This window comes from Streptomyces endophytica (assembly GCF_026153355.1).
Taxonomy (GTDB): Bacteria; Actinomycetota; Actinomycetes; order Streptomycetales; family Streptomycetaceae; genus Streptomyces; species Streptomyces endophytica.
Map to the genome: position 1 here is coordinate 4,990,897 of NZ_CP110636.1, position 15,080 is coordinate 5,005,976.

Consider the following 15,080-nt stretch of genomic DNA (forward strand, 5'->3'; position numbering starts at 1 on the left):
CGGGTCGTCTCGCCGTTGCGCGCTTTGCGGCGCCTCCCACGTACCTGGCTTTCCCGCCGCGGGTGTTGTTCGCCGTTGCGCCTGGCGGCGGGCGTGGTGTTGTCGGGTGCGGTGCCGGCCCTCCAGACTTCGTCCTCCGGTCCAGCCCCTCCCGTGAGTGGGAGTTGCTGAGCTGGTTGGGGGCGGGCCTGGTCTGTTGCCTGCGGGCGCGTGGGCATGACGTGCACCCCCACCGGCCCTAACTTTCCCCCCAACAGGAGGGGACGGGCCGGAGGACGAAGTCTGGAGGACCGGCACCGCACCCGACCATCACCCAGCCCGCCGCAGGCGCAACGGCGAACAACAACCGCGGCGCCGCAGACAGGTATGTGCGGGGCGCCGCAAAGCGCAACGGCGAGCAAGCCCCGCGGCGGGACAGACGGGTACGTGGGAGAGACGGGTACGTGGGAGGCACCGCAAAGCGCAGCGGAATGTTCGCCGGCTGGAAAGATCCACGTGGCTCGCTCCACGCACGGTGCGCCGAGAACAGCCGTATGCGTGTCGTCATCGTCACCGAATCCTTCCCGCCCGATGTCAACGGCGTCTCTCACTGCGCCCTGGAAACCGCCCGCCACCTCGTCCGCCGCGGGCACGATCCGCTGGTCATCGCGCCGCTCGGTGGCGCCGCGCCCGGAACCGGTACGCACGACAGCCCCTGCCCCGTCGTACGGGTGCCGTCGATGCCGCTGCCCGGTTACCCGCAGGTGCGGATCGCGCTCCCCGGACGAAGGCTGTCCGCGGCGCTGGCCGGTCACCGGCCCGATCTGGTGCACCTCGCCAGCCCCTTCGTCCTCGGCGCCCGCGGCATGGCCGCCGCGGCCCGCCTGCGGGTGCCCGCGATCGCCGTCTACCAGACGGACCTGGGCCGCTACGCCCGCACCTACCTCGGTGGCGGCACCGCCACCGCCTGGCGGCGGCTGCGTGCCGTGCACGGGGCCGCCGACCGCACCCTCGCGCCCTCCAGCGCCGCGCTGCTCGACCTGACCGAGCACGGCGTGCCCCGGGTGCACCTCTGGCCGCGCGGCGTGGACTCCACCCGCTTCCACCCCGGGCGGCGCGACGCGGTGCTGCGCAGTTCGCTCACCGCCGGACGGGAGCTGCTGGTGGGGTACGTGGGGCGGCTCGCACCGGAGAAGGACGTCCGGCTGCTGGCCGAGACCTCCCGGCTGCCGGGCGTCCGCACCGTCGTCATCGGCGAGGGCCCCAGCGCCGCCGGACTGCGTTCCGCCCTCCCGGAGGTCCGCTTCCTCGGCCGCCGCACCGGTGACGAACTCGCCCGGCTGTACGCCTCCCTGGACGTCTTCGTGCACACCGGGCCCTACGAGACCTTCTGCCAGACCGTGCAGGAGGCGATGGCCTCGGGCGTGCCCGTCGTCGCGCCGCGGGCCGGCGGCCCGGTCGATCTGGTCGACCACGGCCGTACCGGGCTCCTGGTCACCCCCGGTGACGGCGGCGCGTTCCGGGACGCGGTGCGCTTGCTGGCGGGCGGTGCCGAACTGCGCGTGCGGTACGGCGCCGCGGCCCGCCGGGCCGTCGCGGACCGCACCTGGGAAGCGGTCGGCGACCAGTTGCTGGGCCACTACGAGGACGTGCTCGCCGACCGGACGGCGGTGGCGGTGTGAACCGGCGGCCGGCCCGCACGACGGGCCTGCGGATCGTACGGATCGCCAACTTCGTCACCCCGGCCTCCGGCGGCCTGCGCACCGCGCTCGCCGCGCTCGGTGCCGGCTACCGGGCCGCCGGGCACGAACCGGTGCTCATCGTGCCCGGGCCGCCCGGCGACGACCGGACGCACGAGGAACTCACCGCGCAGGGGCGGGTGTTCACCCTGCCCGGGACCGCGCTGCCCGGCAGCGGCGGCTACCGGATGCTGACCGACCGCCCGAGGGTGCAGCGGCTGCTGGCGGAACTGGCTCCCGACCGGCTGGAGGTCTCGGACCGTACGACGCTGCGCTGGACGGGCGAGTGGGCCCGCCGGGCCCGGGTCCCCGCGGTGATGGTCTCGCACGAGAGCGTGGACGGGGTGCTGCACACCTGGGGTGTGCCGCGGCCGCTCGCCCGGGCCGCCGCGGACCGGCTCAACCGCCGTACCGCGTACGCCTACAGCCGGGTGGTGTGCACCACCGAGTGGGCGGCCGCGGAGTTCACCCGGGCCGGTGCGCGCAATGTCGTACGCGCCCCGCTCGGGGTCGATCTGGCCGCCTGGCACCCGGACTGCGGCAGCGCCGAGCTGCGCCTCCGGTGCGCGGGCCGGGCCGGGGTCCTGCTGCTGATGTGCTCCCGGCTCTCCCAGGAGAAGCGGCCCGGGCGGGCCCTGGACGCGCTCGCCGAGCTGCGCCGGCGCGGGATCGACGCGGCGCTGGTGGTGGTCGGTGACGGGCCGCTGCGGGCCCGGCTGGCCGCCCGCGCGCGGGCCGAACGGCTGCCCGCGGCGTTCCTGGGCCACCTCGCCGACCGCGACCGGCTGGCCGCCCTGCAGGCCAGTGCCGATGTCGCGCTGGCGCCCGGGCCCGCCGAGACGTTCGGGCTGGCCGCCCTGGAGGCGCTGGCCTGCGGCACCCCGGTGGTCGCCAGCGCGGCCTCGGCGCTGGCCGGGCTCGTCGGCGCCGGGGGCGACACCGCCCTCGACGACGGGCCGTCCTTCGCCGACGCCGTCCAGCGGGTACTGGCCCGGCCCGAGGCGGCCCGGCGCGCCGCGGCCCGCCGGCAGGCCGAGGGCTACGGCTGGCAGCCGGCCGTGGACGCCTTCCTGGCGGCGCACGACGCCGACGTGCCACTGCCCCGGCCCGTCACCGCCGTACCGGCCGCGCCGCATCCGGCGGGCCCCCGGGGCGGGTGGTGACGGTGCGGTCCACCACGGGGCCGATACCGACCCAGCCGCCCACCGGAAGGCCGCCCGCGGCACAGCCGGGAGCGGCTCTGGGCGGGGAACCCGTCCGCTTCGTCGCGCTCGGCGATTCGCTCACCGAGGGGCTGGGCGATCCCCTGCCGGGCGGGGGCTGGCGCGGCTGGGCGGTGCTGCTCGCCGCGGCGCTGGGGGAGCGGCCGGAGAGCGTGGAGCTGGTGAACCTGGCGGTCAGCGGGGCGCTGGCGGCGGACGTGGCCGAGCGGCAGCTGCCCGCCGCGCGGGCGCACCGGCCGCGGTTCGCGTCGCTGGTCGTCGGTGCCAACGACACCCTGCGGGCCGCCTTCGCCATCGAGCGGGTCGCGGCCGCTCTGGACCGGGCGTACGGCGCGCTGAGCGGCGACGGGACCGTGGTCCTGACGGCCTGTCTGCCCGATCCGGGCCGGATGCTGGGGTTGCCCGCGCCGCTGGCCAGGCCGCTGGCCCGGCGGATGCGCGCGGTCAACGCCGTCACCCACGCGCTCGCCGCCCGCCACGGGGGCGTGCACCTGCATCTGGCCGAGCACCCCTGGGTCACCGACCGCGCCTCCTGGAGCGTGGACCGGCTGCACCCCAGCGAACGCGGCCACCGGCTGCTGGCCCGCGGCTTCCACGCGCAGCTCGCCGCCGCCGGCCTGCCGGTGGGCCCGCCGCCCGCGCTCACCCTCGACGGCCGGCCGCCGACCCGTACCGGCTCCGCCCTGTGGATGGCCACCAAGGGCACCCGCTGGGTCGTCGCCCGCTGCACGGACCTGCTGCCCGGTCTCCTCGCCCTCGCGGCCCGGGAGTACCGGCACTCCCTCGCGGGCACCGGGCGCCTCCTGGACGCCGCGGCCGACCGGACCACGCGGGCCGCGCTCGCCGCCCTCCCCGGGCCGAAAGCCGCCGCGTGCGCGCCGGGCGCTGCGACAATGACGGGATGACGACCGGACGCTGGGAGTTCTGGATCGACCGCGGTGGCACCTTCACGGACGTCGTCGGCAGACGCCCGGACGGGCGGCTGGTCACCGGGAAACTGCTCTCGCACCACCCCGAGCGCTACCGGGACGCCGCGGTGGCCGGCATCCGGATGATGCTCGGCCTGGGCCCGGACGAACCGGTGCCCGCCGAGCGGGTCTCCGTCGTCAAGATGGGCACCACGGTCGCCACCAACGCCCTCCTGGAGCGCAAGGGCGAACCGACCGTGCTGCTCATCACCGAGGGCTTCCGCGACGCGCTGCGGATCGCCTACCAGAACCGCCCGCGGATCTTCGACCGCCGGATCGTGCTGCCCGAGGCGCTCTACGACCGGGTGATCGAGGTGCCGGAGCGGATCGGGGCGCACGGCGACGTGGTCCGGCCGCTGGAGGCCGGCCGGGTCCGCGAGGCGCTGCGGGAGGCCCGCGCCGACGGGCTGAGCAGCGCCGCCGTCGTCCTGCTGCACGGCTACCGCCACTCCGACCACGAGCAGGCCGTCGCCGAGCTGGCCCGGGAGGCCGGCTTCCCCCAGGTCAGCTGCTCGCACGAGGTCAGCCCGCTGATGAAGCTGGTGCCGCGCGGCGACACCACCGTCGTCGACGCCTACCTCTCGCCGATCCTGGCCCGTTACGTCGACGAGATCGCCGCCCAGCTCCCGGGCATCCGGCTGATGTTCATGCAGTCCAACGGCGGGCTCCGCCAGGCCGCGCACTTCCGCGGGAAGGACGCGGTGCTCTCCGGCCCCGCGGGCGGCGTGGTCGGCATGGTCCGGACGGCCGCCGAGGCCGGTGACGGCCACGACCGGGTGATCGGCTTCGACATGGGCGGCACCTCCACCGACGTGTCGCACTACGCCGGTGAGTTCGAGCGGGTCTTCGGCAACGAGGTCGCCGGCGTCCGGATGCGCGCCCCGATGATGAACATCCACACCGTCGCGGCCGGCGGCGGCTCCGTCCTGCACTTCGACGGGCGCCGCTACCGGGTCGGCCCCGACTCGGCCGGTGCCGACCCGGGACCGGCCTGCTACCGGCGCGGCGGCCCGCTGACCGTCACCGACGCCAATGTGATGCTCGGCCGCATCCAGCCGGCCCACTTCCCCGCGGTGTTCGGCCCCGAAGGCGACCTGCCGCTGGACGACGAGACGGTCCGGGAGCGCTTCACGGAGCTGGCCGAGCGGGCCGCCGCCGAGACCGGGGACGACCGCGGCCCCGAGGAGGTCGCCGCCGGGTTCCTGGACATCGCCGTGCTCAACATGGCCAACGCGGTCAAGAAGATCTCCGTCCAGCGCGGCCACGACGTCACCCGCTACGCCCTCACCAGTTTCGGCGGCGCCGGCGGCCAGCACGCCTGCGCGGTCGCCGACGCGCTGGGCATCAACACGGTCCTCGTCCCGCCGCTGGCCGGCGTCCTCTCGGCGTACGGCATCGGCGTCGCGGACGCCACCGCGATGCGCGAACAGGCCGTCGAGGCGGAGTTCTCCGACCCCGCCGCGCTCGACCACGTCCACGAGGTGTGCGCCGCGCTCGCCGACCAGACCCGCCGCGAACTCCTCGACGACGGGGTGCCGGACGCGTCGATCACCACCCGTTCCCGGGTGCTGGTCCGCTACGCCGGGACCGACTCCCCCCTCGGCGTCCCGCTCGGCGACGCCGCGGCGATGGCCGAGGAGTTCGTCCGGGCGCACCGCGCGCGGTACGCCTTCACCATGGACAAACCGCTGGTCGCCGAGGCGGTGTCGGTCGAGGCCCGCGGGGAGTCCGGCGGCGCCCGCGGCTACGAGGCACAAACGGGCGGCAGGGAAGGGGAGTTGACCCCCGCCGCGACGGTGCGGATGTACGCCGGCGGACGCTGGCGGGACACCGGCCTGTACCGGCGGACCGAACTGCGGCCCGGTGACGTCCTCACCGGCCCGGCGATCGTCGCCGAGGCCGACGCCACCACCGTCGTCGACCCCGACTGGCAGGCGGAGAGGGGGGACCGCGGGCACCTGCTGCTGACCCGTACCCGCCCGCGCGGCGACCGGGTCGCGGTCGGCACCGAGGCCGACCCGGTGATGCTGGAGGTCTTCAACAGCCTCTTCATGGCCATCGCCGAGCAGATGGGCGTCCGGCTGGAGAACACCGCGCACTCCGTCAACATCAAGGAGCGGCTGGACTTCTCCTGCGCGCTGTTCGACGCCGAGGGCAATCTGATCGCCAACGCCCCGCACATCCCGGTGCACCTGGGCTCGATGGGGGAGTCCATCAAGGAGGTGCTCCGCCGGCGCCGGGGCGACCTGCGGCCGGGCGACGTCTACGCGATCAACGACCCGTACCACGGCGGCACCCACCTCCCGGACGTCACGGTCGTCACGCCCGTCTTCGACGCCGACGGCGACGACCTGCTGTTCCTGGTGGCCTCCCGCGGCCACCACGCCGAGATCGGCGGCATCACCCCCGGCTCGATGCCGGCGTTCAGCACCACCATCCAGGAGGAGGGCATCCTCTTCGACAACTGGCTGCTGGTGCGGGACGGGACGCTGCGCGAGCGCGAGACCCGTGAGCTGCTCACCTCCGGCCCGTACCCGTCCCGTTCGCCGGACGCCAACCTCGCGGATCTGCGCGCCCAGATCGCCGCGAACGAGAAGGGCATCCAGGAACTCCGCAGGATGACCGACCAGTTCGGCCTGGACGTCGTACGGGCCTACATGGGCCATGTCCAGGACAACGCCGAGGAATCGGTCCGCCGGATCATCGCCCGGCTGTCGGACGGCAGCTACCGCTACGAGACCGACAGTGGCGCGGAGATCCGGGTCGCGCTGACCGTCGACCGGGACGCCCGCAGCGCGGTGCTGGACTTCGCCGGCACCTCGCCGCAGCAGCCCGGCAACGCCAACGCGCCCACCTCGGTGGTGATGGCCGCGGTGCTGTACGTCTTCCGCACCCTGGTCGCCGAGGACATCCCGCTCAACAGCGGCTGCCTCAAGCCCGTCGAGGTCCGCATCCCCGAGGGCTCGATGCTGGCCCCCGTCTTCCCGGCGGCCACCGTCGCGGGCAACGTGGAGACCTCCCAGGCGGTCACCGGCGCGCTCTACGCCGCGCTGGGCATCCAGGCCGAGGGCTCCGGCACGATGAACAACCTCACCTTCGGCAACGACCGGGTGCAGTACTACGAGACCGTGGCCAGCGGTTCGGGCGCCGGCGACGGCTTCCACGGCGCGGACGCCGTGCAGACCCACATGACCAACTCCCGGCTGACCGACCCCGAGGTCCTGGAGTGGCGCTACCCGGTCCGGGTCGACGCCTTCGCGATCCGGACCGGCAGCGGCGGCCGCGGACGCTGGCACGGCGGCTGCGGCGTCGAGCGCCGGCTGCGCTTCCTGGAACCGGTCACCCTCGCCCTGCTCACCCACCACCGCCGCGTCCCGCCGTACGGCATGGCGGGCGGCGCCCCGGGCGCGCTGGGCGCCAACCTCATCGAACGGGCCGACGGCAGCCGCGAGGAGCTCCGGGGCTGTGACGCGGCGGACGCCGGGGTGGACGACGTACTGGTCCTGCGGACGCCCGGGGCGGGGGCTACGGGGAGCCGTGACACGCGGCCGGCCGTGGAGTCCGCGGTCCACGGCCGGCCGCGCGCCGGTCGGGCCGGCCGTTACTCCTCCGCCGCGCGGCGGCACGCCTCGAAGGCGATCACCGCGGGGACGAAGTTCCGCCGCAGCTCGAAGTAGCAGGCCCGCACCGCCTCGGGGGTGCCCTCGGCGCCGATGAGACAGGCCCCTTCCACCACCTCCGGGTCGGCTTCGGGATGCTGTTCCAGGACGGTGTAGAAGCAGGCCTGCGGGGTCGCGTGGGCGGCCGGGGCGACGGCCACGACGCCGCCGAGGGCGAGGGCGAGACCGCTGAGTGCGGCGGCGAGGCGCGGGACGAGACGCATGGTGGTGACAGTTCCTTCCGTGCGGAAGCCCGAGTTGGTCACTCGGAGCGGTTGATCCGCTACGGAACGTGCCCAGCGGTCTCCCCGGCGACGCGGGCGGAGGTGGAGCGCCGGGCGCGAACGGCCGGCGTACGGTGCCCACTTCGGGCGGCGGTGCGCGCCGGCGTCACCCGGAGTGCGCCACCCGGGCCGGCCGCCGGCCGAGGCGCACGAACCGGACCGGGGTGCCCGGCACCGCCTGTGCCGCCGGGGCCAGGAAACGCTCGGGCACCACGCCGATGACCGGGTAGCCGCCGGTCGTGGGGTGGTCGTGCAGGAAGAGCACCGGCAGGCCGTTCGGCGGGACCTGCAGGGCGCCCAACGGCATGCCCTCGCTGGGGAGTTCACCGGTCCGGGCGCGTTCCAGCGGCGGGCCCTCGGTGCGCAGCCCGATGCGGTTGCTGGCCGCCGAGACCGTGAAGCGGCCGGTGGTCAGGGTGCGCAGCCCGGCCCCGGTGAACCAGTCGTCGCGCGGGCCGGGCAGGAACGGCAGGCACAGTTCGGTCACCGGGCCCGGGTGCGGGACGGCGTCCGCGGCGGCGGGCGGGCCGTACGGGGCGCCCAGCGGTAGCACCGCTCCGTCGGTGAGCGGGTCGGGGCCGAGGCCGGAGAGCAGATCGGCGGCGCGGCTGCCGAGCACCTCCTCGGTGTCGATCCCGCCCGCGAAGGCGAGGTGGGAGCGCAGCCCGTGCACGGCCGGCCCGGCGTCCAGGACGGCGCCCGCCGGGACGCGCACCGGGGCGCCCCAGGGGGCGGGGCGGCCGTCGACGGTCACCGGGCAGGGCGCGCCGGTGACCGCGACCGTGGTGGCCGTCCGCACCCGTACGGCACAGCCGGTCAGCGTCGTCTCCAGGGTGGCGGCCGTCTCGGGGTTGCCGACCAGGCGGTTGGCGAGGCGGTGCGCGGGCCCGTCCAGGGCGCCGGCCCGCGGCACCCCGAGGTGGGCGTGACCGGGGCGGCCGAGGTCCTGCACGGTGGTGAGCGCACCGGCCCGGACCACCGCGAGGGCGCGGTCGGTCATCGGGTGGTCTCCAGCGGGACGAAGCGGACGCGGGTGCCGGGGGTGAGCAGCGCGGCCGGTTCCCGGCGCGGGTCCCACAGCACGGCGTCGGTGGTGCCGATCAGCTGCCAGCCGCCGGGGGAGGAGCGCGGATAGACCCCGGTGTACGGGCCGGCCAGCGCGACCGAGCCGACCGGGACCTTGGTCCGGGGGGTGTCCCGGCGCGGCACGTGCAGCGGCTCGGGCAGCCCGGTCAGATAGCCGAAGCCGGGCGCGAAGCCGCAGAAGGCGACGTGGAAGGTCGTGCCGGAATGCCGGCGGGCGACCTCGTCGGGGGTGGTGCCCCACAGGGCGGCGACGTCGGCGAGGTCGGGGCCGTCGTAGCGGACCGGGATCTCGACGGCCGGCCGGTCGTCGGCGGGGCGCGGCGGGACGTCCCAGGTCGCGAGTTCGGCGATCAGCCCGCGGGGGTCGGCCAGGCCGCCGAGGAAGACCGTGCGGGCGGCCGGCACGATCTCTCCCCCGAACGTCGTCCGGGAGGTGCCCCCGACCGATGACAGGGTGCCGTCGGCGGCCCGGCGCAGCAGCTCGGCGTGGAGCGCGCCGACCTCCTCGGCGCTGTCCAGCTCGATCAGCAGGCCGTGTTCGCCGACCGGCAGCGGCCTCATACGAAGCTCCGGAGGCGCACCCCGGCCGCGGTCAGCTCGGACCGGACGCGCCGGGCCAGGCCGGCGGCGCCCGGGGTGTCGCCGTGCAGGCACAGCGAGCGGGCGGTGATCTCCACCCGATGGCCGTCGATCGCGGTGACCGCGCGGTCCCGGGCCATGCCCAGGGCGCGCTTGACGACCTCGTCGGGGTCGTGGACGACCGCGCCCGGCTCGCGGCGCGGGACGAGGGTGCCGGCGGCGGTGTAGGCGCGGTCCGCGAACGCCTCGCCGACCACCGGCAGTCCGGCCTGCCGGGCGGCCTCGTGCAACCGGGAGCCGGGCAGTCCGAGGACCGGCAGTCCGCCGCCCGCGGTGCGGATGCCGGCGACCACGGCGCCCGCCTGCTCCGCGTCGTGGACGCAGCGGTTGTAGAGCGCGCCGTGCGGTTTGACGTAGCCGACCCGGGCGCCGGCCGTCCGGGCGAAGACCTCCAGGGCGCCGATCTGGTAGGCGATCTCGTCGGCGAGTTCGTCCGGCGGCACGTCCATCGCGCGGCGGCCGAAGCCGGCCAGGTCGCGGTAGGAGACCTGGGCGCCGATGACCACGCCGCGCTCGGCGGCCAGCGCGCAGACCCGGCGCATCGTGGCCGGGTCGCCGGCGTGGAAGCCGCAGGCGACGTTGGCGCTGGTCACCACGGACAGCAGGGCCTCGTCGTCGGTGAGCTGCCAGCGGCCGAAGCCCTCGCCGAGGTCGGCGTTGAGGTCGATGACGGGGGCGTCGCCGGGGGAGTCCACCGCGTCGCTCATGTCGCTCCGTTCCAGGGTGCTCGGTGCCGGCCGGGCGGGCCGGGGCGGCCCGGTTGCGGGCGGGGGAGGGACGGCGGGGGCGAACCGGTCGGCCCGTATCCGTAGTGACTCTCCCCCGAGGGCACTCGAGCCGACCGGCGTTGGGGGACAACGTAGAGGATCGTTGAACGATCCGACAAGAGGTGTGCGGGCCCCGGAGGAGGTTCCGTTGTCTTGTCCCCGGATCTGGGATTGACTTCCGTCCACACGACGCCCGGACGGCCCGGACGGCCACCGGGCACGGCACGAGAGCGGGGAGCCAGATGGCCGGCGGAGTGGCGAAGAACGATCAGCGGCGGCTCGCCGAGGTCGCGGGACTGGAACGGGACCGGGCCCTGCTGGGCCGCGCCAGTACGGCGGAGCGGGTCGCCGACATCCTGCGTGACCGGATCACCGAGGGCTACTTCCCGCCCGGCGCCCGGCTGTCGGAGGAGAGCATCGGCGGCGCGCTGGGCGTCTCCCGCAACACCCTGCGCGAGGCCTTCCGGCTGCTGACGCACGAGCGGCTGCTGGTGCACGAGCTCAACCGGGGGGTGTTCGTGCGGGTGGTGACGGTCGAGGACCTGGACGACATCTACCGGGTGCGCATGCTCGTCGAGTGCGCGGCGGTACGCGGCCTGGGGGAGGGGCCCCACGACGACCGGACGACCGCTGCCGTCGCCGCGATCGAGGCGGCCGTGCGGGCCGGTGAGGCGGCCTCCCACGACCGCGCGTGGCAGGACCTGTCGACCGCCAACATCCGTTTCCACCAGGGCATCGTGGCGCTGGCCGGCAGCCCGCGCACCGACGAGCTGATGCGCGGCGTGCTGGCCGAACTGCGGCTGGTCTTCCACGTCATGGCCGATCCCCGGCGGTTCCACGCGCCCTATCTGACCCGGAACCGGCAGATCGTGGAAGCCCTGCAGGCCGGCGACGCGGTCGAGGCCGAACGGCTGCTGCTGTCCTACCTGGAGGACTCGCGCAGCCAGTTGTCGGGCGCGTACGCCCAGCACATCGCCCGGGACTGACGCGCGATCCGAGGTTCGTCCGCGCAGACCCCTTGTCGGATCGTTGAACAATCGCCTAGCCTCCGCTGCAATCTCTTCACCCCTCTCCCGGACCCCCTGTGGTCCCGTACGCGGAAGGCGGACCCATGATCGTGCTCCTCGGCGTGCTCGTGGTCGTGATCGGCTTCGCCACGAAACGCAATCCGCTCCTGGTCGTCGCGGTGGCCGGCATCGCCACCGGCCTCCTGGGCGGACTGTCCCCCGGCAAGGTCCTCGCCGCCTTCGGCGAGGGCTTCGCCGGCAGCCGGGCGGTGACCATCTTCGCGATCACCCTCCCGGTCATCGGCCTCCTGGAGCGCTACGGCCTCCAGGAACGCGCCCGCACCCTCATCGCCCGCTTCGGCCGGCTCACCACCGGCCGGTACCTCGCGCTCTACCTGGGCCTGCGGCAGATCGGCGCCGCCGTCGGACTGACCAACGTCTTCGGGCACGCCCAGACCGTCCGCCCGCTCGCCGTCCCGATGGCCGAGGGCGCCGCCGAGCGCAAGTACGGCGGGCTGCCCGAACGGACCCGGGAGAAGATCCGGTCGTTCTCCGCCAGCGCGGACAACGTCGGCCTGTTCTTCGGCGAGGACGTCTTCCTCGCGGTCGGCTCGATCCTGCTGATCACCGGCTTCGTCAACACCACCTACGGCACCCACCTCGAACCGCTGCAGCTCGCGCTGTGGGCCATCCCCACCGCGGTGTGCGCCTTCCTGGTCCACGGCTGGCGACTGCTGCGCCTGGACCGCCAGTTGGAGCGCGAACTCGGCACCGCCCCCGTCCCGTCCGGCACCGCAGTGGAGGCAGCCCAGTGATCAAGGCGGAATGGTTCTACTGGCTGGTCGGCCTCAGCTTCCTGGTGATGGCCGCCCAGATGCTCACCGACCGCAGCAACCCCAAGCGGTACGGCACCGGCGCCTTCTGGGGCCTGATCGGCGCCGGCTTCGTCTACAGCAGCTGGGTCGTCACCAAGCAGGCACCCGCCGAACCGCTCGGCGTCGCCGTGCTCGTCATGGCCTGCCTGGCCGGCTTCGGCTTCACCGGACGCGGCACCCCGCGCACCACCACCCCCGAGGAGCGCACGGCCAGCGCGGCCCGGCTCGGCAACAAGCTGTTCGTCCCCGCGCTCACCATCCCGGCCGTCGCCATGGCCTGCGCCATCGGCGTCAAGCACCTCTCCATAGGCGGCGAACCGGTCCTCCAGGAGGGCAGCGAAACCATCCTGGGCCTGGGCATCGGCGCCGTCTCCGCCCTCGTCGTCGGCATGGTGATGCTGCGCGAGAAGCGGATCGCGGTGCCCGTCCAGGCCGGCCGCTCCATGCTGGAGGCGATGGGCTGGGCGATGCTGCTGCCGCAGATGCTGGCCACCCTCGGCGCGATCTTCCAGGTCTCCGGTGTCGGCGACCGGGTCGGCGAACTCACCACCTCCGTCCTGCCCAAGGACTCCCTGTACCTCGCCATCGCCCTGTACTGCGTGGGCATGTTCGCCTTCACCATCGTCATGGGCAACGCTTTCGCCGCCTTCCCCGTGATGACCGCGGCCGTCGGCTGGCCCGTGCTCATCGGGCACTTCCACGGCAACCCCGCCGCCGTCCTGGCCGTCGGCATGCTCGCCGGCTTCTGCGGCACCCTCGTGACGCCCATGGCCGCCAACTTCAACATCGTCCCGGCCGCCCTGCTGGAGCTGAAGGACCAGTACGGGCCCATCAAGGCCCAACTGCCCACCGCGGGCGTCCTGCTCGGCTGCAACATCGTGATCATGGCCCTGTTCGCCTTCTGAACCGGCCCGCCCCGCCGCGGCACGGCGCCCCCACCGCCGTGCCCGCGCAGTCCCCCTCCGCCCACCCGCACCGAGGACGACCGTATGACCCGGGTACTGCTGACCGGATTCGCCCCCTTCGAAGGGGAAACCGTCAACCCCTCCTGGCAGGCGGTACGCGCCGCCGCGGCCGAACCGCCGCCCGGAATCGAGGCCTCCGCCGTCGAACTGCCCTGCGTCTACGGCGCGTCGGTGGCCGTGCTGCGCGCCGCGATCGACGAGGCCCGCCCCGAGATAGTCCTCTGCGTCGGCCAGGCCGGCGGCCGCCCCGACATCACCGTCGAACGCGTCGCCCTCAACGTCGACGACGCCCGCATCCCCGACGCCACGGGCGCCGAACCCGTCGACGAACCGGTCGTGCCCGGCGGCCCCGCCGCCTACTTCTCCACCCTGCCCATCAAGGCCTGCGTGGCGGCGGTACGCGCCGCCGGCCTGCCCGCCTCGGTCTCCAACACCGCCGGCACCTTCGTCTGCAACCACGTCTTCTACGGCCTCGCCCACCTCATCGCCACCGAACTCACCGGCGTGCGCGGCGGATTCGTGCACGTCCCCTACGCCCCCGAGCAGGTCACCGACCGCGCCCAGCCGTCCCTCCCGGTCGAAGCGGTCGCCCGGGCGCTGCGGGAGATCACCGCCACCGCGGCCCGCACCCGCACCGACCTCCGCATCGCCGGCGGAGCCACCCATTGAGCACCGCCACCGGCGCCCACGCCACCGAACTCGCCGCGCACGCCGAGCGGTTCGCCGACCTGGCCCGGGCCAACGTGACCCGCGCCTACCCGTACGCCCCGATGCACCTGCTCGCCGGACCCGAGGACCTGGTGCCGCCCCGCACCCACCACCCCGCCTTCCACGGCGCGTACGACTGGCACTCCGCGGTCCACATGCACTGGCTGCTCGTCCGGCTGCTGCGCCGCTGCCCCCGGCGCGTCCCCCGCGCGGCGGTGACCGCCGTCCTCGACGCCCACCTCACCCCCGCCCACCTCGCCGCGGAAGCCGCCTACCTGCGCGCCCACCCGTCCTTCGAGCGGCCCTACGGCTGGGCCTGGCTGCTGGCCCTGGCCGCCGAATGCCGGGCGCTCGGCGGCGCCGAGGGGGAACGCTGGGCCGCCGCCCTGGCGCCCGCGGCCGAAACCGTCGACGCCCTGCTGCGCGCCTGGCTGCCGCGCGCCACCTATCCCGTCCGCCACGGCACCCACACCAACAGTGCCTTCGCGCTCGGCCTGGTCCTGGACAGCGCCGCCGCGGCCGGCCGCCCCGCGCTGGCCGGGCCGGTCGCCCGTACGCTGCGCCGCTGGTTCACCGACGACCACACCGCGCCCGCCCACTGGGAGCCCTCCGGACAGGACTTCCTCTCCCCGGCGCTCAGTGAGGCCGAGGCGATGGCCCGGGTCCTGCCGGGCCCGGAATTCGCCGCCTGGCTGGGCCGCTTCCTGCCCGGCCTCGACCGGCGCGCCCCGGCCGCGCTGCTCGGCCCGCCCACCGTCTCCGACCCCGCCGACCCCCAGATCGGCCACCTCATCGGCCTCTCGCTGAGCCGGGCGGCCGCACTGCGCCGGATCGCCGCCGCGCTGCCCGACGGTGACCCGCGCCGCCCGGTCCTCACCGCCGCGGCCCGCGACCACCTGGTCGCCGGCCTCCCGCACACCGTCACCGGAGACTTCACCGCCGACCACTGGCTCGCCACCTTCGCCGTGCTCGCCCTGGACGGACCGCCGGCCGGCGACGGACCTTTCGGGACGTGACCGGCAAAGGGGCCTGACGCCCGGCCGCGGCCGGCCACGCCGTAAACTGGCCGACCGGCCGAAACGCCGCCCGCCCGCGGTCCGTCAAGGGATCCGGCAGCCGTTCCACCCATGAGCGGATCCGCGCCGTTTCGTCCGTTGTCAGTGCGAGCGCCTACTCTGTGC

General features: G+C 75.1%; 13 protein-coding genes. 9 read left to right on the top strand and 4 right to left on the bottom strand.

Annotation, left to right across the window (positions count from 1 at the left end):
- The first annotated feature begins 533 nt into the window (after positions 1-533).
- Genes OJ254_RS22370 through OJ254_RS22385 form a run of 4 tightly spaced genes read left to right on the top strand, consistent with a single transcriptional unit; the run spans position 534 to position 7,586 of the window.
- On the top strand, positions 534-1,661 hold the full coding sequence (locus OJ254_RS22370) for a glycosyltransferase family 4 protein (protein WP_265363764.1): 1,128 nt from the start codon (positions 534-536) through the stop codon (positions 1,659-1,661).
- Complete coding sequence (locus tag OJ254_RS22375) at positions 1,658-2,881, top strand: glycosyltransferase (protein WP_265363765.1); 1,224 nt, start codon at positions 1,658-1,660, stop codon at positions 2,879-2,881. Before OJ254_RS22370 ends, OJ254_RS22375 begins: the two co-directional genes overlap by 4 nt.
- Positions 2,878-3,846 (top strand): SGNH/GDSL hydrolase family protein, encoded by a 969-nt coding sequence (locus tag OJ254_RS22380; protein ID WP_423835935.1) that lies wholly within the window; start codon positions 2,878-2,880, stop codon positions 3,844-3,846. Before OJ254_RS22375 ends, OJ254_RS22380 begins: the two co-directional genes overlap by 4 nt.
- On the top strand, positions 3,843-7,586 hold the full coding sequence (locus tag OJ254_RS22385; protein WP_265363766.1) for a hydantoinase B/oxoprolinase family protein: 3,744 nt from the start codon (positions 3,843-3,845) through the stop codon (positions 7,584-7,586). Before OJ254_RS22380 ends, OJ254_RS22385 begins: the two co-directional genes overlap by 4 nt.
- Here the strand turns inward: OJ254_RS22385 and OJ254_RS22390 are convergent.
- From OJ254_RS22390 to OJ254_RS22405, 4 genes are all read right to left on the bottom strand, one after another.
- Positions 7,511-7,792 (bottom strand): hypothetical protein, encoded by a 282-nt coding sequence (locus OJ254_RS22390; protein WP_265363767.1) that lies wholly within the window; start codon positions 7,790-7,792, stop codon positions 7,511-7,513. The two genes, OJ254_RS22385 and OJ254_RS22390, sit on opposite strands and share 76 nt — an antisense overlap.
- 166 nt (positions 7,793-7,958) lie before the next feature.
- On the bottom strand, positions 7,959-8,852 hold the full coding sequence (locus OJ254_RS22395) for a 5-oxoprolinase subunit C family protein (protein WP_265363768.1): 894 nt from the start codon (positions 8,850-8,852) through the stop codon (positions 7,959-7,961).
- Complete coding sequence (locus OJ254_RS22400) at positions 8,849-9,499, bottom strand: 5-oxoprolinase subunit B family protein (RefSeq protein WP_265363769.1); 651 nt, start codon at positions 9,497-9,499, stop codon at positions 8,849-8,851. Before OJ254_RS22400 ends, OJ254_RS22395 begins: the two co-directional genes overlap by 4 nt.
- Entirely contained in the window at positions 9,496-10,284 is a 789-nt protein-coding gene (locus OJ254_RS22405; RefSeq protein WP_265363770.1) for a LamB/YcsF family protein, read from the bottom strand. The genes OJ254_RS22400 and OJ254_RS22405 overlap by 4 nt, the downstream gene beginning before the upstream one ends.
- Before the next feature lie 302 nt (positions 10,285-10,586).
- On the opposite strand from OJ254_RS22405, the gene OJ254_RS22410 reads away from it, so the two are divergent.
- From OJ254_RS22410 to OJ254_RS22430, 5 genes are all read left to right on the top strand, one after another.
- Entirely contained in the window at positions 10,587-11,330 is a 744-nt protein-coding gene (locus OJ254_RS22410) for a GntR family transcriptional regulator (RefSeq protein WP_265363771.1), read from the top strand.
- A 125-nt stretch (positions 11,331-11,455) separates the two neighbouring features.
- On the top strand, positions 11,456-12,166 hold the full coding sequence (locus OJ254_RS22415) for a DUF969 domain-containing protein (RefSeq protein ID WP_265363772.1): 711 nt from the start codon (positions 11,456-11,458) through the stop codon (positions 12,164-12,166).
- A complete protein-coding gene (locus tag OJ254_RS22420) occupies positions 12,163-13,131 on the top strand; it encodes a DUF979 domain-containing protein (protein ID WP_265363773.1) in 969 nt (322 codons plus the stop codon). Before OJ254_RS22415 ends, OJ254_RS22420 begins: the two co-directional genes overlap by 4 nt.
- A gap of 84 nt (positions 13,132-13,215) precedes the next feature.
- The gene (pcp, locus tag OJ254_RS22425; RefSeq protein WP_265363774.1) at positions 13,216-13,860 is read left to right on the top strand and encodes a pyroglutamyl-peptidase I; all 645 of its coding nucleotides are present in this window, start codon (positions 13,216-13,218) and stop codon (positions 13,858-13,860) included.
- Positions 13,857-14,915, top strand: coding sequence for a DUF2891 domain-containing protein (locus tag OJ254_RS22430; protein WP_265363775.1), 1,059 nt, complete (start codon positions 13,857-13,859; stop codon positions 14,913-14,915). The genes pcp and OJ254_RS22430 overlap by 4 nt, the downstream gene beginning before the upstream one ends.
- The last annotated feature ends 165 nt before the right edge of the window (positions 14,916-15,080 follow it).